We start from the raw sequence: 22,292 nt of genomic DNA on the forward strand, positions 1-22,292 counted from the left end.
GGAAATGTGGGGATTCCGGTCAGCTCCCGAGCCCAGCCGCACGGGATTTCGGCAGGGTTCGCTGCAACCTAGCGTCGCAGCCATGACCGAATCAGTGCATCTGAGCAATGCCGGCAGCGGGGTCGAGCACGCCGCTCCGGATGCGACCGTGACCGTCAAGATCGGCGCCGAGCACACCGACGGGCAGTACGAGCTCTTCGAGATCGATGCGCCCCGCGGCGACGCCGCCCCGCCGCACAGCGAGTCCTGGAGCAAGGCGTTCTACGTGCTGCAGGGCCGGATCCTCGTCCAGGCGGGCGATCAGGGCTACGACCTCGGCCCGGGGTCGTCGATCAGTATCCCGGCCGGCACGCTGAACACCTTCTCGGTGCTGACGCCGTCGGCGAAGTTCCTCACCGTCAGCCAGTCCGGCCGGATGGGCGCCTTCTTCGCGGAGCTGGCGGCTGCCGACCCGACCGACTACGCCGCTCTGGGCGAGGTTTCCGCTCGTCACGGGGTCTCGCTCGCATGAGTACGGCGGCGCAGGTGCTGGCGATCTTCATCGCGGTAATGCTGACCGTGGTGTTCGTGATGGAGTCGATCCTCTACCGGCATCCGAGGCTGTATCCGCTGTTCCTCACCAAGCCGACCGACTTCGACGCGGTCCGGCTGTGGACCGTGAATGTGGGCTGGTACAACCTGACGACCGCGGCCGCCCTGGTGATCGGCGTGATTCTCGCGGCCAACGGGCACGAGTCGGCGGGCGAGGCGCTGGTGACCTTCACCGCGGCGCAGCACACCTTCCTGGCCGTCGTGCTGGTCGTGACCGAGCGGCGTCTGTGGCTGAACGCGCTCATGGAAGGCATTCCTGCCGCGGTTTTGCTCATCCTCATGCTGTAGGAAAGTTACGAAAGCTGCGCAATCATGGGCATGAAGCACCGCACACACTCAAGGTTCCCGGATGGTCACCGAGCGTTCGACTATTCCGGGGGCCTGCCGCCCTGAGTACCCGTGAAGGTGAGGCTCATGAGCCCAATCAGTCGCAGGACCCTTGTTCTCGGCGGACTCGCCGCGGCTGGTGTCGGCGCCCTCCCGGCCGCCGCCCAGTCCTCGGTGATCACCGCCACCGCCGCCGTCCCGTACCCGTTCCAGCTCGGTATCGCCTCCGGTGAGCCGGACGCGAGCAGCGTCGTGCTGTGGACCCGCCTGGCCCCGTCGCCGACCAACGCCGACGGCCAGGGCGGGATGGCGAACGCCGACGTCGCCGTGGACTGGCAGGTGTCGACCACCGACACCTTCAGCACCCTGGTCGCGTCCGGCACAGTCACTGCCCAGTACGCCGCCGCGCACTCGGTGCACGCCATCGCCGGCGGCCTCAACCCGGACTCCGACTACTTCTACCGATTCCGTGCCCAGGGCCACATCTCGCCCGTCGGCCGGACCCGCACCACGCCCGCGATCGGCGCCGCCGGACGAGACCTCGTGATGGCGTTCACCTCCTGCTCGCACTACGAGGAGGGGTACTTCACCGTCTACCGCCGGATGGCCGAAGAGAACCCGGGGGTCATCCTGCACCTCGGCGACTACATCTACGAGTACGGTCCGACGACGGGCCGCCCGCGTCTCCACCTCGGCAACGAGATCGTGTCGCTCGCGGACTACCGCCGCCGGTACGCGCAGTACAAGACGGACCCGGACCTACAGGCTGCGCACGCGGTCGCACCGTGGATCGTCGTACCGGATGACCACGAGGTGGAGAACAACTACGCCGGCACGGTGCGTGAGAACAACACTCCCGCGCTGACCGCGGCGCAGTGGACCGCGCGACGTTCGGCGGCGTACCAGGCGTACTACGAGAACATGCCGCTGCGGCCAGCTCAGGTGAACAGCGGCAACAGCATCCAGCTTTACCGGCGGCTGCGGTGGGGGAGTTTGGCGACGTTCCACATGCTCGACACCCGCCAGTACCGCAACGACCAGGCATGTGGTGACGGCTGGCAGCTGTGCTCGGACGCCGATCTGGCCAGCCGCAGTCTGCCCGGCAACCCGCAGGAGACGTGGCTGCTGGACGGTCTGGGACAGCACCTCGGTACGTGGGACATCATCGGCCAGCAGGTGTTCTTCGCCCGCCGGTTCAACTCGACCGGCGCCAGCATGGACTCCTGGGACGGGTACCGCGCTTCGCGGGCGCGGATCCAGCAGGGCTGGGTGGATCGGTCGGTCCGCAATCCCGTCGTACTCACCGGAGATGTGCACCGGGCGTGGGCCAACGACCTCAAGGCCGACTACAACAACGCGAACTCGGCGACCATCGGCACCGAGCTCGTCACCAGCTCGGTCACCTCGAGCGGTGACGGCGACGGAGCGACGACGATCCCCGACGTCGGTACGAATCCGTGGCTGAAGTTCTACAACAACCGGCGTGGCTACATCCGCGCGACAGTCAGTCCGACCGAGCTGCGGGCCGACTTCCGCAACGTCGCGAAGGTGTCCGAGCACGGCGCCGCCGCGGCTACTGCGAAGTCGTTCGTGATCGAAGAGGGCCAGCCCGGACTGCAGGCGGTGTGACTCATGAAGACGCTACTTATTACTGCACTTGCTGCGGCTGCTCTTACGTTCACTGCCATCCCTGCTGATGCCCACGTTGCCGCACCCACCTGGGTCACGGCGAACAGCGTGTCGACCGGCGACCAGGACAACGCGTCCATTGCGATCAACCGGAACGGGTATGTCGCTGTGGCGTGGGAGGACGACCGCGACACCGACAACGCGACCGACAACGTCCACAGCGACATCTGGGTCCGGCTGTTCCACAACGGAACCGCTGTGTACGAGAAGAAGCTCTCCGCGGGTGGCGACAGCGGAGTGACCAACTGGCGGCACTTGCACCCGGACGTCGGTCTGGACGACAAGGGCAATGCAGTCGTGGTGTGGCAGGACGACCCGGACGGCAATGGCTTCTACAACATCCCGTACCGCGTCCTGGACACCGCCGGCACCGTGACAGCGTCTGGCAACGCCAACACGAGCGCCACCGGCCAGCAGATCAACCCGCGGGTTGCTGTGGACCCGGACGGTGCGCCGTCGACTGCCGCAGTCTCGTTCTCAGTTGTGTGGGAGGACATCCAGACCGGTACGCCGGCCACCGTGAAGGCAGCCGGCTACACCGGACCGACCACGCGCGCGTGGGAGGTCACCGCCTCGCAGACGACCGGTCAGCACCACAACCCGGACGTGGCGGTTTCGGCGTCCGGCGACGCGGTAGTCGTCTGGGACGAAGACGGCGACGCCAACGGTGACTACAACATCGGACTGATCCGTCTTGGTCGGACCAACGGTGCAGCCAGCCTGTCCCGCCGGGTCGCCAACGCCACGACGACCGGCCAGCAGACGCACGCAGTTGTCGCAGCCAACTTCAACGGCGACTTCGCGGTCGCATGGCAATCGGGTACGGCGCTCAGCACGCGCTCGTTCGACTCAGCGGGCACCGCCCGCTATGCCGACGTACAGGCTGCGGCCGCGGGTACTGAGCCGTCGATCGGGATCGATGACCAAGCGCAGACCGTGGTGGGCTGGACGGTCCAGGCCACGGATCTCGACGTGTGGATCCGTGGCTTCGGGACGGACGGCACGGACACAGGACGGCTGTCGGCGCAGCGGCTGAGTTCGGCCACAGTTGGTCGGCAAGAGCAGATGACGGTGGCTGTCTCGCCGTACGCCGAAGTGGCTGTCGTCTACACCGACGACAACGACGGCAACACGTACGACCAGGTCATCCTGGGCACGGGGATCTCCAACAACAGTTGGTGATTCAGTGCGAGGTCGGGGACAGGGTGCTGAGCACCTTGTCCCCGGCCGCAACCACGTCGAGCCCGACGATGTCCTGCAGCGGGATCGACGTACTGGCTGGGACCTGTGCCTGGCTGCTGCGGTTCACGGCCCACCAGCCGGTTGTCTCGGTGGTGCCGTTGCGACTGTGGACGACCAGCGTGCAGCGCTCGTACGGCTGGAGGTCCTTCAGCTTCAGCTGGATGTCCGTACCCCAGCCGTGACTGGTCAGCTTGGCAGTGGTGTCGATGCCGCCCACTCCGTCTGTCGCCGTCCAGGTAGCCGAGGCCGGAGCAGACACCAGACCGAAGCCGAGCACACCGCCGGCCACGGCTGCCGATGCCGCCGCCAGCACCCAGCGGAGACGCCTCGGCCGCTTCCTCTTCGTGAGCATGAGCGGCGCCGGCTCTGGCTGCTCCGTCTCGATCTCTTCGACCGGTACGGCGTGCAGGAGACCCGGCAGATGGGCGAACTGCAGCAGCGTCTCCCGGCAGCTCGCACAGGTCGCGAGATGCGCCTCGGTCCCACGACGCTCGGAAGCATCCAACGCACCGAGCACATAGGCGCCGATCGACATCGTCTCCGGGCACGTCATGAGCCGGTCACTCCTCGTTCTTCCAGCGCCGCACGAAGTGCGTGCAGGGCGTAATAGCTTCGCGACTTCACCGTCCCCGGCGGTACGCCGAGCACCGCCGCTGCCTCGTTGACGGTCTGTCGCTTGTAGAACAGTTCGACGATCACCTGCCGATGGTCGTGGCTCAGTCCGCGCATGACCTCGATCACCTGCCAGACCTGCAGCACGTGATCGATGTCGTCGCCGAGTGCGGCGAACTCACGGTCGTCGATCGGTACTTCGGTCACCCGGGCCGCCTGTTTGCGGTGGCCGGAGATCACCAGATTGCGGGCGACCGTGAACAGCCAGCGACCGGCCCGGTCCGGGTCCAGCTCCGACGCGTGCGCCCAGGCGCGCGCCATCGTCTCCTGCACGATGTCCTCGGCGTACTGACGGTCGCCGCCCACCGAGCGCAGGACATAGCCGTAGAGCGGCCGCCGGTACCTGTCGTACAACGCGCGGACCACCGTGTCGTCATCCACACCTCAGAACTACGCAGCGGAGCCGTACGAGGTTCAACTGAACCGGTCGGCGCTGTCGCACGTATCTGCCGGTGAAAGGAGCTACTGATGAAAACGACAATATTGTTGCTAGGAGCAACCGTGGCCGCGGTCGGAACGCTGGCCGCGTGCGGCAGCGACAACACCGCTCAGACAAGTAGCGGCGGGGCTGCGACAGGAGCCGCGGTTTCGGTCCAGAACGTGAGCGGAGTCGGTCAGACTCTGGTCGACTCGTCCGGGAAGACGCTGTACTTCGCCGACCAGGAGGCCGGCGGGATGATCAAGTGCACCGCCAACTGCCTGAGCTTCTGGATGCCGGCCACGGGTACCGCGGCCGACGCGAAGGCGGTCCCCGGTCTGGGCGTCATGAAGCGCTCCGACACCAGCGCCGACCAGCTCACCTTCCAGGGCAAACCGCTGTACACCTTCAAACTCGACACCGGCGCCGGCAAGGCCCAGGGCAACAACGTCACCGACTCGTTCTCCGGCATGAGCTTCACCTGGCACGCCGCTACCACGACGGCAGCGGCGCCCACCCAGGCTCCGTCCAGCTCATCCGGCGGTGGCGGCGGCTACGGCTACTGATCCTCGACCAGGACGCGAACATCCCACGGCCCGAGCTCGAGCTTGCCGTTCGTGGGCCGGTCCGCGAGCACGTCGCGGGCCGGACCGGGGATCTTGAGGTCGACGCTGTCCCACGACCAGTTGTGGACGAACCGGAGCCGCCGTCCGCCCGCAGCGGTCGCGGACGTCACGGTCACACTGCTCGGCCGCTCGGACCATGAGTCGGGCTTGATCCAGCGGAACAGGTCTGCGGCGAGTGCCGGATTGGGGACTGTGCCGACGTACGTGATCCGGCCGGATCCGTAGGCCCGCGTGGTGATCGCCGGCCATCTGGAGAAGTGCGGATCGTCATAGCCGACCAGGACCTCAGCGCCGTCGAGCTGAAGCCCGTCTACCCAGCGAGTTGCGGCAGCATCGTCCCCGAGCTCTAGGCCGGCACCCTGAACGGACAGGTCCGCCTCGAGATTGCTGTACTCGTCGTACCGGACACCGGCTGCGGCCGACAGCCTGGCGGGCTGGATGTCGGTGCGTACTCGCGCCTCCTGGTCGGCGTACCCCGTGCGTGGTCCGACGACGAGGTGCCCGCCGGCCTCGGCGTACGCGACCAACCGGTCCAGCAGGTCGTCGTCGGCCAGGTAGAGCGCCGGGACGACGAGAATCGGGTGCTCCTGGACCGAGCCCGTGAACTGGCTCGTGTGCAGGATCCGGACCTGGAGGCCGGCGTCGAAAGCCCCACGATAGAAGGGATCGAAGAATCCGTGGTACGAGCGCTCGTCCGGGCCGCCGTCCTCCTGCGCGAGTGCCGGATACTTCTGCATCAGCCACTTGCTCGGCAGCGAGTACAGCATCGTCACGTCGCTGTCCGGGGTGATGCCGGCAACCAGTGAGCCGGCGGCCTCGAAGTCCGCACCCAGCTGTGCGATCTCCCGGTAGACCCGGCCCGGTTCGCCACTGTGGGGAAGGACTCCACCCCAATAGGTCTCGGCACCGAAGTGCAGTGTGTGCCAATGCCAGTACTCGATCATCGTGGCGCCACGAGACACCAGAGCCCAGGCTGCCTGGCGCCACTGGCCGTCGTACGCCGGATGGTTGCTCCACGGGGACCCGATGGACTGCGCGTTGGTCTCCGTGACGAGAAACGGCCGCTGCTGGGACGAGTACATCCGGTCTGCACTGAGGTAGAGCGCCCAGGTGCCACTCGTGGTCCAGCCCTGCCGCGCCGGACCGTGAGGTGGGTGCAGCAGGCCGTCCTGCATCGCGTAGTACGCGTTGCCGGTGGTGACGTCCAGACGCCGTACCAGCTCGTCGTCGGCGACGGCCGGGCGATCGTAGGCGATGCACGTGGTGACGAACTGGTCCGGCCGCGAGTACTCGCGGACGATGTCGGCCTGCCAGCCGATGAACTCCGTTGTCTGATCTGCCTGGAACTGCCGCCACGCCACGTCGTACTGCGGCTGGACGTTGCCATCGGGAGTCCACAGGTCGGCCCAGTCCGACAGGCGGTGCGACCAGTAGACGAGACCCCAGGCGTCGTTCAGGCTCTGGACGTCGCCGTACTTGTGCCGGAGGCTGTCCACGAAGCGCTGGAAGACGCCGTGGTTGTGCAGCAGCTCGTTCCCCGGTTCGTTGTCGACCTGGAACCCGATCACCGCCGGGTGCCCGGCATACCGGTCGGCGATCTTCCGGATCACCCGCTCGGCGTGGAACCGGAAGCCGGGATGGGTGAAGTCCACCTCCTGCCGCGCGCCCCAGCCGATCCGCTGACCTGTCTTCCGCTCGCCGGTGATCTCCGGATACAACCGCACCAGCCACGGCGGCACGGCATACGTCGGAGTGCCGAGGACGACCGCGATACCGCGCAGGTGCGCGCCGTCGAGGACGGGTTGCAGCCAGTCGAGGTCGAAGTGGCCGTTCTCCGGCTCCCAGGTCGACCAGACGGATTCGCCGACCCGGATCACCGAGAACCGCGCCGCGGCCATCAGGTCGAGATCCCGCTCGAGGCGGTCGTTGGGCTGGTATTCGTGGTAGTACGCAGCTCCGAAGAGCACACGCTCGTGCACGCTTTCTCCAATAATAGAAGGGAATCAGGCCTTGACGCCGCCGGCGGCCAGCCCGGACTGCCAGTATCGCTGCAGCAGGAGGAAGGCGGCGATCAGCGGTAGTACGGACAGGAACGAGCCGGCGATGACCAGCGAGAGCACGGCTCCGGTCGTGCCGCCGCCGGCGCTGGCCTGGGACGACCACGCGGCCAGCCCCACGGTGATCGGATACAGATCCGGGTTGTTGAGCATGATCAGCGGCAGGAAGTAGTTGTTCCAGGTTGCGACCAGCGTGAACAGCAGCACGGTGACAATCCCCGGTGCGAGCATCCGGAGTGCGACCTGGAAGAAGATCCGGAACTCACCGGCGCCGTCGATCCGGGCCGCCTCGATGATGCCGTCCGGTACGGCGTCCTGCGCATAGATCCGCATCAGGTACAGCCCGAACGGGCTCACCAGCGACGGCAGGATGATCGCCAGCGGCGTGTTCACCAGCCCGGCCTTGCTGAACAACAGATACGTCGGGATCGCGAGGGCAGTGGTCGGCACCATGATCGCGCCGAGCACGGCCCCGAACATCGCGCCGTTCCCGCGGAACCGGTACTTGGCGAAACCATATCCGCCAAGAGCACACAGGAACGCGGCCCCACCGGCACTCACCACCGCGTAGAAGACGGTGTTGCCCATCCAGCGGGTGAAGACCCATCCGTCGTTCGTCACGGTCTGTTTGATGTTCGAGAACAGGGAGATGTCGTGCGCGAACCACAGGCCGAAGCTCGAGAACAGGTCGCCGACCGTCTTGGTGGACGCGACGAACAGCCAGAACAGCGGTAGCAGGAAGTAGATCAGCAGGACCGCCATGCCGATGGTCAGCGCGGTGCTGCGGCGACCGGTCATGCTCGGCTCCTTCTGGTGGTGATGAACAGGACGGCGTACGACGCGATGACGATGACCGCGCCGAGCAGGAACGAGACCGCGGCGGCGTAGTTCACCTCCTGGCCGGTGAAGGCGAGCGTGTAGGCGTAGAGGTTGGGCGTGTATCCGCTGTCGATCACACTCGGCGCCAGCCGCTGCATCAGCTGGGGCTCGTTGAACAGCTGGAAGCTGCCGATGACCGAGAAGATCACGCAGATCAGGAGAGCGGGCCGCAGCGCCGGGATCTTGATGCTCCACGCGGTCCGGATCGCGCCCGCGCCGTCGACGGCCGCGGCCTCGTACAGGTCGTGCGGGACCGCGCGCAGAGCGGCGTACAGGATGATCATGTTGTAGCCGGTGAACTCCCAGGTGACGACGTTCGCGAGGGAGCCGAGCATCCAATCGGGGGTGAGGAACTTCGGTGCGGCCGCTCCGACCTTGTCGGCGAGCTGCGCGAACGGGCCGAAGTCGCGGCCGTACAGATAGCCCCACATGAGTGCCGCGACGACGCTCGGCACGGCGTACGGCAGGAAGATGCCCAACCGGAACACCTTCGCGGCGCGCAGCAGGCCGCTGTCGATGGCCAACGCCGCCAGCAGCGCGATCACGAGCATGATCGGGACCTGGATCAGGAAGAACAACGCAACCCGGCCCACACCGTGCAAGAGCCGCGGATCGGTGAGCGCGCGAGTGTAGTTGCCGATCCCGGCGAAGACCGTCCCGCCGATCAACCGCTCCTGGAAGAGGCTGAGGTACGCCGCGTAGGCCAGGGGGAGGATCAGCATGGCGACGAACACCAGCATGAACGGCGCCACGAACAGGTAGCCGGTCCGGCCGTGGCTCACGCCCTTCCGTCGTTGCCGATGGCCCTGACCGCGGCCCGGGGCGCGCGCCCCGAGCCGCCGATCGGCGGTGTCGACACTCATTGGTCGACCTTGAAGCCCTGGTTCTGGGCGTACTTCGTGGTCCGTTGCTGCCATTGATCGAGTGCTGAGCTGGTGTCGGTCTTGTTCGCGAACGACTTGCCGACCGTCTCGTTCCAGTCGCTGACGGTCTGGTCCAGGAACGGCGGCCACTGGAACTTCGTGTCCACGGTGTCGCTGATCCCGGCGAACAGCTTGTTGACCGGCTGGCCGCCGTAGAAGGGCAGCGGGCGGTCGACGAACGAGCTGTCCGCCAGCAGCGCCTTCGTGACCGGGAACAGGAACTGCTGGGTCGCGAACATCTTGGTCGACTCCGGATCGGTGTTGATGAACTCGGCGAGCTTGGCCGCGGCGATCGGGTTCTTCGTTCCCTGGACGACCGCAGTCGTCGAGCCGCCCCAGTTGCCGGAGACGTTCTTGCCGGCGTCCCACTGGGGGAGCGGAGCGGCCCGCCACTTGCCGCTGGTCGCCTTCGCGCTGCCCTCCAGGAAGACCGGGCCCCACGCGGCAGTGAGCCAGGTGGCGTACTTGCCCCGGTTCAGCGCCTGGTACCACGCGTCGTTGAAGTCGGCGTCTGCCGAGACCGAGCCGTCCTTGATCAGACCGCTCCAGTAGTCCGCGACCTTCTTGGACTCGGCGCCGTTGAGGTCGATCTTGACCGAGTCGGCGCTCGAGGACTCGAACGGCTTCACGCCGGCTTGCCAGAGCAGCCCGAACCACACTCCGGCCTGGCTCTGCGCGAGGTTCGTCATCGACACGTTCGGGTCTGCCGCGTGCAGTTTGCGGGCGGCCGCCGCGAACTCGTCCCACGTCTTCGGTACGGCGATGCCGTACTTGTCGAAGATGTCCTTGCGGTACAGCATCCCCATCGGCCCGCTGTCTTGCGGAACCGCCCAGACCTGACCGCCGGACCCGACCACCTGTTGCCAGGTCCACGGCACGAACTGGTCCTTGAGCGCCTCGGCGCCGTACGGACGAAGGTCCAGCAGGCTCTTGGTGAGCGCGAACGTCGGGATGTACTGGAACTCGATCTGGACCGCGTCGGGGAAGCCGGTCCCGGCCTTCAGCGCCGTGCGCAGCTTGGTGTACTGCGGTGTGCCCTGGCCGGCATTGACCACCTTCACCTTGATCGCCGGGTACTTCTTCTGGAACAGGTCGACCTCCTTCTGGATGTTCGGCACCCAGGTCCAGAAGGTGAGGTCGGTCGGCGTGGTCATGGCCTTGTCGATGTCGGACTGGCTGACGGCTTGCGCCTGGCTCGCGCTGCCGGACGATGACCCGTTACCTCCACCGCAGGCGGCCAGAGCCAGTGCGGCGAGGGCGAGGGCGGTTCCGACGGCTGTGCGTCGGCGAATTCGGTTGATGAACACTGCGAACAACTCCTCGAGTCGTGACAAGGCGGTGCCCGGGCACGGGCCTCGGCCGGCGTGCCTGACAGGGGTGCGGCGCTGCGCGCCGGACGTGATGCGGCGATCAGCCCGCCGGACGTGGCGCGGCGGTGGAGTGACGGACGACGAGCCGGAGCGGTGGTGGCTCCGGGAGCGGCGAGCGGTCGCCGGTAGGCGACTCGATCTCGGTGACCAGGTTCGCGATCCCGCGGTCGACGTGGATGTCGAAGTCCTGCGGGACGGTAGTGAGGGGTGGCGTCAGGAACGCCGCGGACGGGATGTCGTCGAAGCCGACGACGCTGACATCCCCGGGGACCGAACGGCCGGCCTCGGCGAGCGCACGCAGTACTCCGATGGCCATGTCGTCGTTGGCGACGAAGATCGCGGTGACATCGGGATTCGCGGCCAGTTCACGGCCGGCGGCGTAGCCGGAAGCAGGCAGCCAATCGCCTTCCAGCACAGGGGGTTCGGGCGCACCGGCAGCCGCCAGCGCCTGACGCCAGCCCGCCAGCCGGTCCTGGGCGGCCCACCAGCGCTGGGGGCCGGCGACATGCCAGACCGTCCGGTGCCCGAGGCCGAGCAGGTGTTCGGTCGCGGTCCGGCCGGCGCCTAAGTTGTCGCCGCCGGTGACCAGGCTCGGCTTCGCGCTGAGGCCGGGCAACCGGCCGAAGCTGAGCACCGGGAGATCGGTCTCGATCGGTACGCCGTCGCCCTCGTCGATCGGCTCGGACAGGATGATCCCGTCGACACCCTGCTCGAGCAGGTGCTCGACCGCGTCCGCGATCGTGTCGCCTTCGAGGGTGTTCACGATGGTGACCGAGTAACCGGTCGTCCGCAGTGCGCGTTCGACCGCCACCAGCTGGGTCGACGGGCCGAACAGCGCCGTACCGAGGCAGACCACCCCGATCCGCTTGGTCCGGCCGGAGTTCAGCGCCCTGGCGGCGTCGTTGCGGCGGTATCCGAGTTCCCGCATGGCCGCCTGGACCCGGAGCCGGACCTCCTCCTTCACATACGGCTCGTCGTTGAGCACCCGGGAAACGGTCTTCTGCGAGACACCCGCCAGCCGGGCCACGTCCGTGCTCCCCGGACGACGCCGCGCCGAGCTGTCGCCGCGCTCCGGTTTCGCCATGGTCATGAGCCTCTCACGGGTGTGTTCTGACTGCGTAGTCAGAATGTGTCTACGTAGTCAGAACGTCAATGACTCGCTCCCTGTGACCTGCGTCACATGGAGGTCAACGGCTGTACAGAGCGGTGAGCCGGCCGCGGGCGATCGTGGCCGCGTCGATGGCTTCGAGGGCCTCGTCGAAGCCGGCGCCGTCGGCGAGATTGGTTGCCTTGGACAACGCGTAGACCGTGAACCGGTAGTGGTGCGTGCCGCTCGGTGGGCACGGGCCGTAGTACGACGGTTTGCCGGCGGAGTTGTTCGCCTGCTTCGCGCCGGGCGGCGTGGTGCCCTCGGCGATCGAACTTGTCCGTGAATCGAGATCGAGCAGCACCCAGTGGGTGAAGGTGCCTCGGGGTGCGTCGGGGTCGTCCACTACTAGCGCCAGAGCTTTCGCATTGGCGGGCGTACCGGTCCAAGCAAGTGGTGGAGAGGTGCCTTTGCCGTCGCAGGTGTATTTGCTCGGGATGGTGTCTCCTTCGCGGAGGACCGGACTCGTGACGGTGATGCTGGTCGGTGCGGTCACGGCAGGCTCCTTCCCGGATCCGCCGCTGCAGGCGGCCGTGCTGACCAGCACGGCCGCCCACAACAGCAGTCGTCGCATGCGCTCAACGTACTACCGGTCCCAGGACGACGCTTCCCGGCAAGCTTCAGCATCTGCCGGATGACTTTTCAGTGCCGCTCGGTCAGCTTGATGACGGGCAGTTCGCGGTCGGTCTTCAGCTGGTAGCCCGCGAAGCGCGGGGCGGCGGCGATGATCCGCTTCCATTCCTCGGCGCGCTCCGCGCCGTGGAGCTGCTCCGCACGGACCTCGATCGTCTTCTTGCCGACCTCGATGCGGACCTGGTCGGGATGTGCGGCCAGGTTGTAGTACCACGCCGGGTTCCCCGGAGCGCCGGCAGCGGAGGCGATGATCAGCCAGCTGCCGTCGGCGGCCGGCAGCCAGCTGACCGGTGTTCTCCGAACCTCACCGGACCGGCGTCCGATCGTGTGCAGGACCAGGATGTCGATGCCGACGACCCTGCCGCCCCGGCGCCGGATCACCGGGGCCACGAAGCTGTTCAGCAAGCGCCAAGCGCGGCCGTTCGGCTGCCGAGCGCCGCGCGTGCCGGCTCGGGTGTCGAAGCTCATCCGGTCACGGTCTCATGATCCGTGCGGGTGGTGGTGACGGTGTTGTCGTGTGTGAAGGGCTTGCCCTCGAGGTTGAAGCTCCAGGAGGTGGTTGGCGTGATCCGCAGGTAGCTGCCCGGGCCGAAGCGGCCGGTGCGCTCGACCAGTTCGGCCTCGCCGTAGATGCGCAGGTAGCGGGGGACCCACGGGTCGGTCGACGGGAGGTCGTCGAGGATCACGGCGACCTTGGTATTGCCTGACCGCACGTTGCGGAATTTTCGTGTGCGCACCGGGTCGACGCCGCCGATGTAGAGGTACGTGCCGTCGTACTCGAACCCCACCGGTACGGCGTCCGGCTGACCGTCGGAGCCGACCGTGGCAAGCCGAGCGATGGGCTGGGACTTCAGGTACTCGAGTTCCTGGTCGCTGAAAGCCATCGATGCTCCTCGATAGTTAATGGCATTAACTGTACACATCGTTGACTATACATGCCCTGTACCGTGGTGGTGTGAGTGAGACGGAGATCGCGCCGCTCGATCAGTTGGACGCGGCCGGGAATCTGATCCAGCTGAGCGGGCTGGTGCAGGGCATCTACGCGCGCGTCTCCGACCGGCACGACCTGACGCCCGTTCAGGCCAAGCTGCTGTGCGTGCTGCTCGGCGGCCCGCGCGGGATGGCCGAGTTGGCGGCGTGCTTCGGCGTGGAGAAGGCGGCGCTGACCGGGCTGATGGATCGCGCCGAGAAGCGCGGTCTTGCGGAGCGATCTGCGGTCCCGGGCAACCGGCGGGCGCTCCAGGTCAATCTCACCGAGGCGGGCCGCAGGGCTGCGAAGGCGTTCCACGCGGATGTGGGTGAGGCGCTGAACGGACTGATGGCGGACCTGAGTCCGGCAGATCGCGAGCAGTTCAGCGCCACCATGGCCGGCATCGTCACCAGCTGCCGCAGCGATACCAAGCGGTGAGCTGCCCAGCGTGGCGGAGAACGGTTTCCTATACGATCACAGCGTGCCGAAGCTGCTGAGCTCCTGAGATGTCCGCCGTCGTCGGTGCCTTCGGCGCGCTGGTCGCGGTCGCCGTGCTCGGGTACGTCGTCGGCCTTCTCGGCGTACTGCGTTCGCAGGACGAGCTCGTTCTGTCCCGGCTGGCGTTCTTCGTGGCGACGCCGGCGCTGCTGTTCACGACGGTAGCGCGGGCCGATCTCCGGGCGATCTTCTCGGTCGTGCTGGTCACCAACCTGCTGAGTCTGTTCGTGGTCCAGCTCGTGTTCCTCGTCGTCGCGGCCGCGGTCTGGCGGCGCACGCGGTCCGAGGCGACGATCGGCGTACTCGCGTCCTCGTACGTGAACGCCGGGAACCTCGGCGTACCGGTCGCGGCGTACGTACTGGGGAACGGTGCGTTGGTCGCACCAATCGTCTTGTTCCAGGTCGTGATCATGGCGCCGATCGCGTTCGCCGTCCTGGACCATGATCGGCAGGGGAGCGGGCGGCGGGTGTCGCTGCGGACCATCGTGACGCGACCGTTCCGCAATCCGCTGACCGTGGCGTCTTTACTCGGGTTGCTGTTCTCGCTGCTGGGCGTGCGATTGCCGGACGTCGTGATGCGGCCCATCGACCTCGTCGCCGCCGCGGCCGTGCCGGTTGCGTTGATCGCTTACGGGTTGAGCCTGAGCGCGGGGACGAAGGACTCGATCACCTTGCGGCGCGACGTCGTGCTCGCGGTGGCGTTGAAGACGTTCGTCCAGCCGCTGACGGCGTACGTGATCGCGCGGTGGGTGCTCGACCTGCACGGTACGGCGTTGCTCGCGCCGACGCTGCTGGCTGCGCTACCGACAGCGCAGAACGTCTATGTGTACGCCGTGCATTACCGGAGCAGCCGGACGCTCGCGCGGAGTGCCGTCCTGCTGAGCACGCTGCTGTCGATCCCGGTCATGATCCTGATCGCGGGACTGCTGGCCTGAATCAGCGCCGGTCAGTGCCTGTCAGTGCCTGGCAGCGCCGGTCAGCGCCGGTCAGCGCATGGCTTTGAAGGCTTCTTCGGCGACCGGCTCGACCTGGTCGACGTTCACGCCTTCGTTCGCGGACTGGGCGATGACCGTGAGGGTGTTGGAGCCGCGGTAGCACTGGGTCGGCAGGTTGCCGGACGACTCGACGCAGGTGGAGCTGCCGATCTTCTTGATCTTGTCCGGCGTCGCGCCGGAGTCGGCGACGGTCTTGTCGATGTCGACCTTGCCGCGCAGCGCGATGATCACGAAAAGGCGGTTGCCGTCGAGGCTCCCGTAGGCCTCGACCGTCACTTGCTTGCCGTTGTTGATCCGGCTCAACGCCTCCCGGGTCTGGTCGAGGCCGGCCTGGTCACGGATCGTCTTGTCGGTGATCCGGTCGAGCCCCGCCAGCTTCGCCGGCGGGGTGATCCCGCGCTCGGTGTTCAACCGGTTGAGCGGCCCGAGACCCCAGATGTACCCGAGCAACGCCAGCACGATCAGGATGACGACCGCCGCGCCGACCGTGAGCCACGGCCCCCGGAGCTTGATCCGCCGCCACCACTGCCTCTTCGGCGGCTCGCTCGCGACATCAACCTTCGTATCCCCAGGCCCTTCCCCACCAGCCTCGGACCCAGCAGATCTCTCGGCGCCAGCAGGTTTCGCGGTCCCGGCAGGCTTCCCAGCAGAGCTCGCGGCCCCAGCGGATTTCTCGGCCCCTGCAGAGTTCGTGGTCCCAGCGGACGTCTCGGTCCCAGCAGAGTTCGTGGTCCCAGCGGACGTCTCGGTCCCAGCAGAGTTCGTGGTCCCAGCGGACGTCTCGGTCCCAGCAGACTTCGCGGCCTCAGCAGAGTTCGCGGTCCCAGCAGAGTTCGCGGTCCCAGTGGACTTCTCGGCCCCAGCGGGTTTCTCGGCCGCGGCCGGGACGGCGGCCAGCTCGGCGGTGTCCGCGCCGGCGTCGGCCGTGGTGACGGCCTCCTCCGTCGGCCTCGGATCCGCCGGGGTGGTGGGGTCGCTCATGGGTTGGCTCCTCGGACGTTCGGTCACGGGGTTCGGACCCGATGCTTCCACATCAGCACAAACCGGTCTCGCAGGGTAGCCGTTCCGCGACAAGCACCGGTGCCCGCGTCCAGCAGTAGACGGGCTTCGCGACAAGCGCCGGTGCCCGCGGCCAGCAGTAGACGGGCTTCGCGACAAGCACCGGTGCCGCGTCCAGCAGTAGACGGGCTCCGCGACGAGCACCGGTGCCCGCGTCCAGCAGGAGACGGGCTTCGCGACAAGCGCCGGTGCCCGCCTCCGGCAGTAACGGGCTTCGCGACAAGCGCCGGTGCCCGCCTCGGGCAGGAGACGGGCACCGGGAAAGTGCTCAGAGCGCTGCGACGACCTTCACCGCGTCGGAGTCGTCCGCGTGCCAGACGATCTCGCCGGTGATCCGGCCCGCGGCCCGCAGGTCCGGCTCGGCCCGCTCGGCCAGCTCCAGCCGCGCGGCCGGACCGGTGACCTCGACCTTGCTGACCTCGGTCTTCATCGAGACCTGCGCCTCGGACTTCGCCCCGCGGATCCCCGCGAGAACCTCCGAGACCGCGTCCAGAACCTCAGGCTCCTGCGCGGCAACCGCGAGATCGACATCCGGCTCCGGCCAGCTGGTCAGGTGGATCGAGCCCTCCTGCCACCACGACCAGACCTCCTCGGTCGCGAACGGCAGGTACGGCGCGAGCAGCCGCAGCTGGACCGACAACGCGACCGCGAGCGCCGCCTTCGCGGAAGCTGCGGCGGCGTCACCCTGACCGCCGTACGCCCGCTCCTTGACCAGCTCGACATAGTCGTCGCAGAAGGTCCAGAAGAACCGCTCGGTGACCTCCAGCGCGCCGGTGTAGTCGAACCGCTCGAAGGCCGCCGTGGCGTCCGCGACGATCGCCCGCAGTTGCTGCAGCATCGCCAGGTCGACCGGCTCGGTGACCGCGGAGGTGTCGACCGTCGTCGCGCCGAATCCGAGAACGAACTTCGACGCGTTCAGGACCTTGATCGCGAGCCGCCGCCCGACCTTCATCTGCGACTCGTCGAACGGCGAGTCCATCCCCGGCCGAGCCATCGCCGCGCGCCACCGGACCGCGTCCGCGCCGAACTTGTCCAGGATCTCGGTCGGGACGACCGCGTTGCCCTTGGACTTCGACATCTTCTTCCGGTCCGGGTCGACGACGAACCCGGAGATCATCGACCGCGCCCACGGCAGCGTGCCGTTCTCGAAGTGGGCCCGGACGACACGGGAGAACAGCCAGGTCCGGATGATCTCGTGCGCGTGCGTGTTCAGGTCCATCGGGAACGTACGCCGGAACAGGTCGTCGTCGCGCTCCCAGCCGCAGGCGATATGCGGGGTGAGCGACGACGTCGCCCAGGTGTCCATCACATCCGGGTCGGCCTCGAACCCACCCGGCTTGCCGCGCTGGGACTCGTCGTACCCCCGCGGTGCCTGTGAGGTCGGGTCGATCGGCAGCTCGGCCTCGGACGGCATCAGAGGGTGCGCGTAGTCGGGCTCGCCGTCGGCGTCCAGCGGATACCAGACCGGGAACGGGACGCCGAAGTACCGCTGGCGGGAGATCAGCCAGTCACCGTTCAGCCCCTCGACCCAGTTCAGGTAGCGGTGGCGCATGTGCTCCGGGACCCAGGCGAGCTCCTCGCCGCGCTCGATGAACTCCTGCTTGAGCGCGTCGTCGCGGCCGCCGTTGGTGATGTACCACTGCCGGGTGGAGACGATCTCGAGCGGCTTGTCGCCGTTCTCGTAGAAGTTCGCCATCCGCTCGGTGGGCTTCGGCTCGCCGTCCATCTCGCCGCTCTCGCGCAGCTTCTGGACGATCAGCTCGCGGGCGCTGAAAACGGTCTTGCCGGCCAGCTCGCCGTACAGCTCGGCGGAGTCCTCGAGCCAGGCCGGGGTCTCGCGCAGGAACCGGCCGTCGCGGCCGATGACGGTCCGGACCGGCAGTTGCAGCTCGCGCCACCACTGGATGTCGGTCTGATCGCCGAAGGTGCAGCACATCGCGATACCGGCGCCCTTGTCCATCTCGGCGGCCGGGTGGGCGAGGATCGGGACCTCGACCCCGAACAGCGGCGACTTCGCGGTCGTCCCGAACAAGTGCTTGTACCGGTCGTCGTCGGGGTGGGCGATCAGCGCGACGCAGGCCGGGATCAGCTCGGGCCGGGTGGTCTCGATGTAGATCGGGCCGTCGGCGCCGTGGAACGCGATCCGGTGGTAGGCGCCCGGATACGGCCGGGCCTCCATCTCGGCCTGCGCGACCGCGGTCTGGAACGTGACGTCCCAGACGGTCGGCGCCTCAGCGAGATATGCCTCGCCGCGGGCGAAGTTCCGCAGGAAGGCGCGCTGCGACGTACGCCGGGAGTCCTCGGAGATCGTCGTGTAGAGGTGGTCCCAGTCGACGCTCAGGCCGACCGTCCGCCACATCGACTCGAACGCCTGCTCGTCGATGTGGGTGAGCTCACCGCACAGCTCGACGAAGTTCTGCCGGGCGATCGGGACCTGCTTCTTCGGGTCCGGCTTGGCCGGCGGGGTGAAGTCCGGGTCGTAGGGCATGGAGGGGTCGCACTTGACGCCGTAGTAGTTCTGGACGCGGCGCTCGGTCGGCAGGCCGTTGTCGTCCCAGCCGATCGGGTAGAAGACCTTCTTCCCGCGCATCCGCTGGAAGCGCGCGACCAGGTCGGTGTGGGTGTAGCTGAAGATGTGCCCGACGTGCAGTGACCCCGAGACCGTCGGCGGCGGCGTGTCGATCGAGAACACGTCGGCCCGCTCCGCGGTGCGGTCGAAGGCGTAGGTCTGCTGCTCCTTCCATACGGCAGCCCACTTCTCCTCGAGGCCTTCGAGGGTGGGCTTGTCTGGAACACGGGACGTCTGGCTCATGCGCACAATCGTAGTGGTTGTCAAGGGGTGCTCCGAACGCTTATCCACAGCCCCCACCTAGACTTAGGGTTCTGATGAGTGACCTCTCTTACGCCGACGTGTCGGCCCTGCTCCAGGCGCGCTGGCCGGAGCACAAGATCGAGCCTTCCCTGGACCGGGTTCGGCGGCTCGTCGAGCTGCTCGGCGACCCCCAGAAGGCCTACCCGGTGGTGCACCTGACGGGGACCAACGGCAAGACGTCCACGGCCCGGATGATCGACACGCTGCTGCGCGAGGCTGGGCTGCGGACCGGCCGGTTCACCAGCCCGCACCTGGAGTCGGTACGCGAGCGGATCACGCTGGACGGTGAGCCGATCAGCGAGGAGCGCTTCGTCGAGGCGTACGCGGAGATCGCGCCGTACCTGGACGTCGTCGACGCCGAGCAGGAGCACCCGCTGACGTTCTTCGAGGTGATGACCGGCATGGCGTACGCCGTGTTCGCGGACGCACCGGTCGACGTCGCGGTGATCGAGGTCGGCCTGGGCGGGTCGTGGGACTCGACCAACGTCGCCGACGGAACGGTCTCGGTGATCACGCCGATCGCGGTCGACCACGCGCACATCCTCGGCGCGGATCCGGTCACGATCGCCGGCGAGAAGGCCGGCATCATCAAGACCGGCGGTACGACGGTGATGTCGCAGCAGAGCCTGGAGGTCTTCGAGGTCCTGCTCCGCCGGGCCGCCGAGGTCGGCTCGCAGGTCGCCCGCGAGGGGATCGAGTTCGGTGTCGTCAGCCGCACGCTCGCGGTCGGCGGCCAGGTGATCTCGGTGAAGGGCCTCGGCGGCGAGTACGACGAGCTGTACCTGCCGCTGCACGGCGAGTACCAGGCGCACAACGCCGCCACCGCGGTCGCCGCGGTCGAGGCGCTGCTCGGCGCCAGCCCGGAGTCGGACGGCCGCGTCACCACTGAGCTGCTGCAGGCCGGCTTCGCCAATGTCACCAGCCCGGGCCGGATGGAGGTCGTCCGGCAGAGCCCGACGGTTATCGTCGACGCCTCCCACAACCCGCACGGCGCCGAGGCGACCGCGGCGACGGTCTCGGAGGCGTTCCAGTTCGAGCCGCTGATCGGCGTCCTCGGCTGCATGAAGGACAAGGACGTGTACGGCGTCCTCGAGGCCTACGAACCGATCATGGAAACGGTCGTCTGCACCCGCAACAGCTTCGTCGAGCGTTCGATGCCGGCCGAGGAACTGGGCGAGCTGGCGGCCGAGGTGTTCGGCGAGGAGCGGGTGCTGGTCCGTCCGCACCTGATCGACGCGATCGACGACGCGATCCGCCTGGCCGAGGAGAACGCGGTCGCGCTCGGCAGCGGCGGCGTACTGATCACCGGCTCGGTCATCACCGCCGGCGAGGCTCGCTCGCTGCTGGTCCGCAAGCCGAAGGGCGAGCAGTCATGAGATCGCTCGCCTCGATCGTGCTCGGCTTCGAGTCGATCGTGCTCGCCCTGGTCACGCCGGTGATGATCTCGGTCGCCGACGTTCGGCCGGCGGTCGCGGTACCGGTCTGCCTCGGTCTTGCGGTGCTCGCGATCGTCGCGGCCGGCCTGCTCCGGTTCCAGGTCGGCTACGTGCTCGGCTCGGTGGTCCAGGTGGGCGCGGTCGGACTCGGCTTCGTCGTCTCGGTGATGTTCGTCCTCGGCGTGGCGTTCGCGGCCTTCTGGGTCGCCGCGATCGTGCTCGGCCGCCGCATCGAAGAGGCCAAGAAAGCCCACGAACAGTTAGGCTCGGCCGCCCAACCTAGTTCGAGAGAGAGTTGACAGATGTCGCAGCGCACCCTGGTCCTGCTGAAGCCCGACACGGTTCGCCGCGGCCTGGTCGGTGAGGTGCTCGGCCGGTTCGAGGCCAAGGGACTCCGGATCGTCGCGATGGATCTGCGCACGATCGACGGCGAGATGGCCGACCAGCACTACGCCGAGCACGTCGAGAAGGCCTTCTACCCGCCGCTGCGCGACTTCGTCACCAGCGGCCCGCTGGTCGCGATGGTGCTCGAGGGCAACGAGGCGATCGAGGTCATCCGCGCCCTGAACGGCGCCACCGACGGCCGCAAGGCCGCGCCCGGCACCATCCGCGGCGACTTCTCGCTGTCGAACCGCGAGAACCTCGTCCACGGCTCCGACTCCGAGGAGTCCGCGAGCCGCGAGATCAAGATCTGGTTCCCCGACCTGCCTTGATCGCAAGGCCGTTCGCGCCGGAGGCCAGTGCGGACAGGTGGTGAGTGAGCGGATACGATACGTGCCGGGCGGACCGGTCGTGTCGGTCCACGGGCTTTGCGCGGGCGGCGCTTAGCCTGAGTTGGGGTCGAGTGGGAGGTGCCGCGGTGGCGAACAGCATGCTCGGCCGCGACATGGCGGTCGACCTCGGAACGGCGAACACCCTGGTGTACGTGCGTGGGCGGGGCGTCGTGCTGAACGAGCCGTCCGTGGTCGCGACCCGGACGGACGACCCACGCGAAGCGGTCGCGTTCGGTCACGAGGCGAAGAAGATGATCGGCCGTACGCCGGGGAACATCACCGCGATCCGGCCGCTCAAGGACGGCGTGATCGCCGACTTCGACGCAGCCGAGCAGATGCTGCGGTACTTCATCCAGCGCGTGCACCGCCGGCGGTACTTCGCCAAGCCCCGGATCGTCGTCTGCGTCCCGTCCGGCATCACCGCGGTCGAGCAGCGCGCGGTCCGCGACGCCGGGTACATGGCCGGCGCCCGCAAGGTCTACATCATCGAGGAGCCGATGGCCGCCGCGCTCGGCTCGAACCTCGAGGTCCGCGACGCCACCGGCAACATGGTCGTCGACATCGGCGGCGGTACGACGGAGGTCGCGGTCATCTCCTTCGGCGGCATCGTCACCAGCCAGTCGATCCGGGTGGCCGGCGACGCCATCGACAAGGCGATCGTGAACTACTGCAAGAAGGAGTTCTCGCTGCTGCTCGGCGAGGCGACCTCGGAGCAGATCAAGATGACGATCGGATCGGCGTTCCCGACCACCGACGGCCCGGACAGCGAGATCCGCGGCCGCGACATGGTCTCCGGCCTGCCGCGGACGGTGAAGGTCTCCTCGGCCGATATGCGCCAGGCGATCGAGGAGCCGATCACCGCGATCGTCGACGCGGTCAAGGCGACCCTGGACAAGACCCCGCCGGAGCTGGCCGGCGACATCGTCGACCGCGGCATCGTGCTGACCGGCGGCGGCGCGCTGCTCAAGGGGATGGACGAGCGGCTGCGGCACGAGACCGGCATCCCGATCCACGTCGCGGAGAATCCGCTCGATGCCGTCGTCCTCGGCGCCGGCAAGTGCGTGGACAACATCGAGACCCTCAACCGCATCCTGGTCACCGACAACCGGCGCTGA

General features: G+C 67.8%; 23 protein-coding genes. 11 read left to right on the top strand and 12 right to left on the bottom strand.

Annotated elements, in window-relative coordinates:
* Positions 1–82: 82 nt before the first annotated feature.
* From AB0J62_RS07460 to AB0J62_RS07475, 4 genes are all read left to right on the top strand, one after another.
* Positions 83–511 (top strand): cupin domain-containing protein, encoded by a 429-nt coding sequence (locus AB0J62_RS07460; protein ID WP_363865470.1) that lies wholly within the window; start codon positions 83–85, stop codon positions 509–511.
* Complete coding sequence (locus AB0J62_RS07465; protein WP_363865472.1) at positions 508–879, top strand: DUF1304 family protein; 372 nt, start codon at positions 508–510, stop codon at positions 877–879. Before AB0J62_RS07460 ends, AB0J62_RS07465 begins: the two co-directional genes overlap by 4 nt.
* Before the next feature lie 126 nt (positions 880–1,005).
* Entirely contained in the window at positions 1,006–2,547 is a 1,542-nt protein-coding gene (locus AB0J62_RS07470; RefSeq protein WP_363865474.1) for an alkaline phosphatase D family protein, read from the top strand.
* Positions 2,548–2,550: 3 nt separating this feature from the next.
* Positions 2,551–3,789 carry a hypothetical protein gene (locus AB0J62_RS07475; protein ID WP_363865476.1) on the top strand — a complete coding sequence of 413 codons (1,239 nt, stop codon included), beginning with the start codon at positions 2,551–2,553 and terminating at the stop codon, positions 3,787–3,789.
* 1 nt (position 3,790) lies between these two features.
* Here AB0J62_RS07475 and AB0J62_RS07480 read toward each other — a convergent pair whose 3' ends face one another.
* Positions 3,791–4,402, bottom strand: coding sequence for a zf-HC2 domain-containing protein (locus AB0J62_RS07480; protein ID WP_363865478.1), 612 nt, complete (start codon positions 4,400–4,402; stop codon positions 3,791–3,793).
* On the bottom strand, positions 4,399–4,902 hold the full coding sequence (locus AB0J62_RS07485) for a sigma-70 family RNA polymerase sigma factor (protein ID WP_363865480.1): 504 nt from the start codon (positions 4,900–4,902) through the stop codon (positions 4,399–4,401). The genes AB0J62_RS07480 and AB0J62_RS07485 overlap by 4 nt, the downstream gene beginning before the upstream one ends.
* An 87-nt stretch (positions 4,903–4,989) precedes the next feature.
* Here AB0J62_RS07485 and AB0J62_RS07490 point away from each other — a divergent pair, with 87 nt between their 5' ends.
* Positions 4,990–5,505 (top strand): hypothetical protein, encoded by a 516-nt coding sequence (locus tag AB0J62_RS07490; protein ID WP_363865482.1) that lies wholly within the window; start codon positions 4,990–4,992, stop codon positions 5,503–5,505.
* Here AB0J62_RS07490 and AB0J62_RS07495 read toward each other — a convergent pair.
* From AB0J62_RS07495 to AB0J62_RS07530, 8 genes are all read right to left on the bottom strand, one after another.
* Positions 5,499–7,544: a beta-galactosidase gene (locus AB0J62_RS07495; protein ID WP_363865484.1), complete on the bottom strand. Its 2,046-nt coding sequence runs from the start codon at positions 7,542–7,544 to the stop codon at positions 5,499–5,501. The two genes, AB0J62_RS07490 and AB0J62_RS07495, sit on opposite strands and share 7 nt — an antisense overlap.
* Before the next feature lie 24 nt (positions 7,545–7,568).
* On the bottom strand, positions 7,569–8,420 hold the full coding sequence (locus tag AB0J62_RS07500) for a carbohydrate ABC transporter permease (protein ID WP_363865486.1): 852 nt from the start codon (positions 8,418–8,420) through the stop codon (positions 7,569–7,571).
* Positions 8,417–9,364 carry a sugar ABC transporter permease gene (locus AB0J62_RS07505; RefSeq protein ID WP_363865488.1) on the bottom strand — a complete coding sequence of 316 codons (948 nt, stop codon included), beginning with the start codon at positions 9,362–9,364 and terminating at the stop codon, positions 8,417–8,419. The genes AB0J62_RS07500 and AB0J62_RS07505 overlap by 4 nt, the downstream gene beginning before the upstream one ends.
* Positions 9,361–10,731, bottom strand: a complete 1,371-nt coding sequence (locus AB0J62_RS07510) for an extracellular solute-binding protein (RefSeq protein ID WP_363865491.1) — start codon at positions 10,729–10,731, stop codon at positions 9,361–9,363. Before AB0J62_RS07510 ends, AB0J62_RS07505 begins: the two co-directional genes overlap by 4 nt.
* Before the next feature lie 103 nt (positions 10,732–10,834).
* Entirely contained in the window at positions 10,835–11,878 is a 1,044-nt protein-coding gene (locus tag AB0J62_RS07515) for a LacI family DNA-binding transcriptional regulator (protein WP_363865493.1), read from the bottom strand.
* A gap of 103 nt (positions 11,879–11,981) precedes the next feature.
* On the bottom strand, positions 11,982–12,515 hold the full coding sequence (locus tag AB0J62_RS07520) for a YbhB/YbcL family Raf kinase inhibitor-like protein (protein ID WP_363865495.1): 534 nt from the start codon (positions 12,513–12,515) through the stop codon (positions 11,982–11,984).
* Positions 12,516–12,583: 68 nt separating this feature from the next.
* Positions 12,584–13,042, bottom strand: coding sequence for a nitroreductase/quinone reductase family protein (locus AB0J62_RS07525; RefSeq protein ID WP_363865497.1), 459 nt, complete (start codon positions 13,040–13,042; stop codon positions 12,584–12,586).
* Complete coding sequence (locus AB0J62_RS07530; protein WP_363865499.1) at positions 13,039–13,458, bottom strand: PPOX class F420-dependent oxidoreductase; 420 nt, start codon at positions 13,456–13,458, stop codon at positions 13,039–13,041. Before AB0J62_RS07530 ends, AB0J62_RS07525 begins: the two co-directional genes overlap by 4 nt.
* 71 nt (positions 13,459–13,529) lie before the next feature.
* On the opposite strand from AB0J62_RS07530, the gene AB0J62_RS07535 reads away from it, so the two are divergent.
* Together AB0J62_RS07535 and AB0J62_RS07540 are read left to right on the top strand one after the other, a co-directional pair.
* Entirely contained in the window at positions 13,530–13,982 is a 453-nt protein-coding gene (locus tag AB0J62_RS07535; protein WP_363865501.1) for a MarR family transcriptional regulator, read from the top strand.
* A gap of 68 nt (positions 13,983–14,050) precedes the next feature.
* The gene (locus AB0J62_RS07540; RefSeq protein WP_363865503.1) at positions 14,051–14,977 is read left to right on the top strand and encodes an AEC family transporter; all 927 of its coding nucleotides are present in this window, start codon (positions 14,051–14,053) and stop codon (positions 14,975–14,977) included.
* A 51-nt stretch (positions 14,978–15,028) separates the two neighbouring features.
* Here the strand turns inward: AB0J62_RS07540 and AB0J62_RS07545 are convergent, their stop codons facing one another.
* Positions 15,029–16,018, bottom strand: coding sequence for a hypothetical protein (locus AB0J62_RS07545; protein ID WP_363865505.1), 990 nt, complete (start codon positions 16,016–16,018; stop codon positions 15,029–15,031).
* A gap of 346 nt (positions 16,019–16,364) precedes the next feature.
* Positions 16,365–18,908 (bottom strand): valine--tRNA ligase, encoded by a 2,544-nt coding sequence (gene valS, locus AB0J62_RS07550; protein WP_363865507.1) that lies wholly within the window; start codon positions 18,906–18,908, stop codon positions 16,365–16,367.
* A 74-nt stretch (positions 18,909–18,982) separates the two neighbouring features.
* Here valS and AB0J62_RS07555 point away from each other — a divergent pair, with 74 nt between their 5' ends.
* The 4 genes from AB0J62_RS07555 to AB0J62_RS07570 all read left to right on the top strand — a co-directional run bounded on the left by AB0J62_RS07555 (position 18,983) and on the right by AB0J62_RS07570 (position 22,292).
* A complete protein-coding gene (locus AB0J62_RS07555) occupies positions 18,983–20,344 on the top strand; it encodes a folylpolyglutamate synthase/dihydrofolate synthase family protein (RefSeq protein WP_363865509.1) in 1,362 nt (453 codons plus the stop codon).
* On the top strand, positions 20,341–20,703 hold the full coding sequence (locus AB0J62_RS07560) for a DUF4233 domain-containing protein (RefSeq protein WP_363865511.1): 363 nt from the start codon (positions 20,341–20,343) through the stop codon (positions 20,701–20,703). Before AB0J62_RS07555 ends, AB0J62_RS07560 begins: the two co-directional genes overlap by 4 nt.
* 3 nt (positions 20,704–20,706) lie before the next feature.
* Complete coding sequence (ndk, locus tag AB0J62_RS07565) at positions 20,707–21,117, top strand: nucleoside-diphosphate kinase (protein ID WP_363865513.1); 411 nt, start codon at positions 20,707–20,709, stop codon at positions 21,115–21,117.
* Positions 21,118–21,275: 158 nt separating this feature from the next.
* Positions 21,276–22,292, top strand: coding sequence for a rod shape-determining protein (locus AB0J62_RS07570; RefSeq protein WP_137254207.1), 1,017 nt, complete (start codon positions 21,276–21,278; stop codon positions 22,290–22,292).

Origin of the sequence: Kribbella sp. NPDC049584 (assembly GCF_040675555.1) — a bacterium.
Taxonomy (GTDB): domain Bacteria; phylum Actinomycetota; class Actinomycetes; order Propionibacteriales; family Kribbellaceae; genus Kribbella.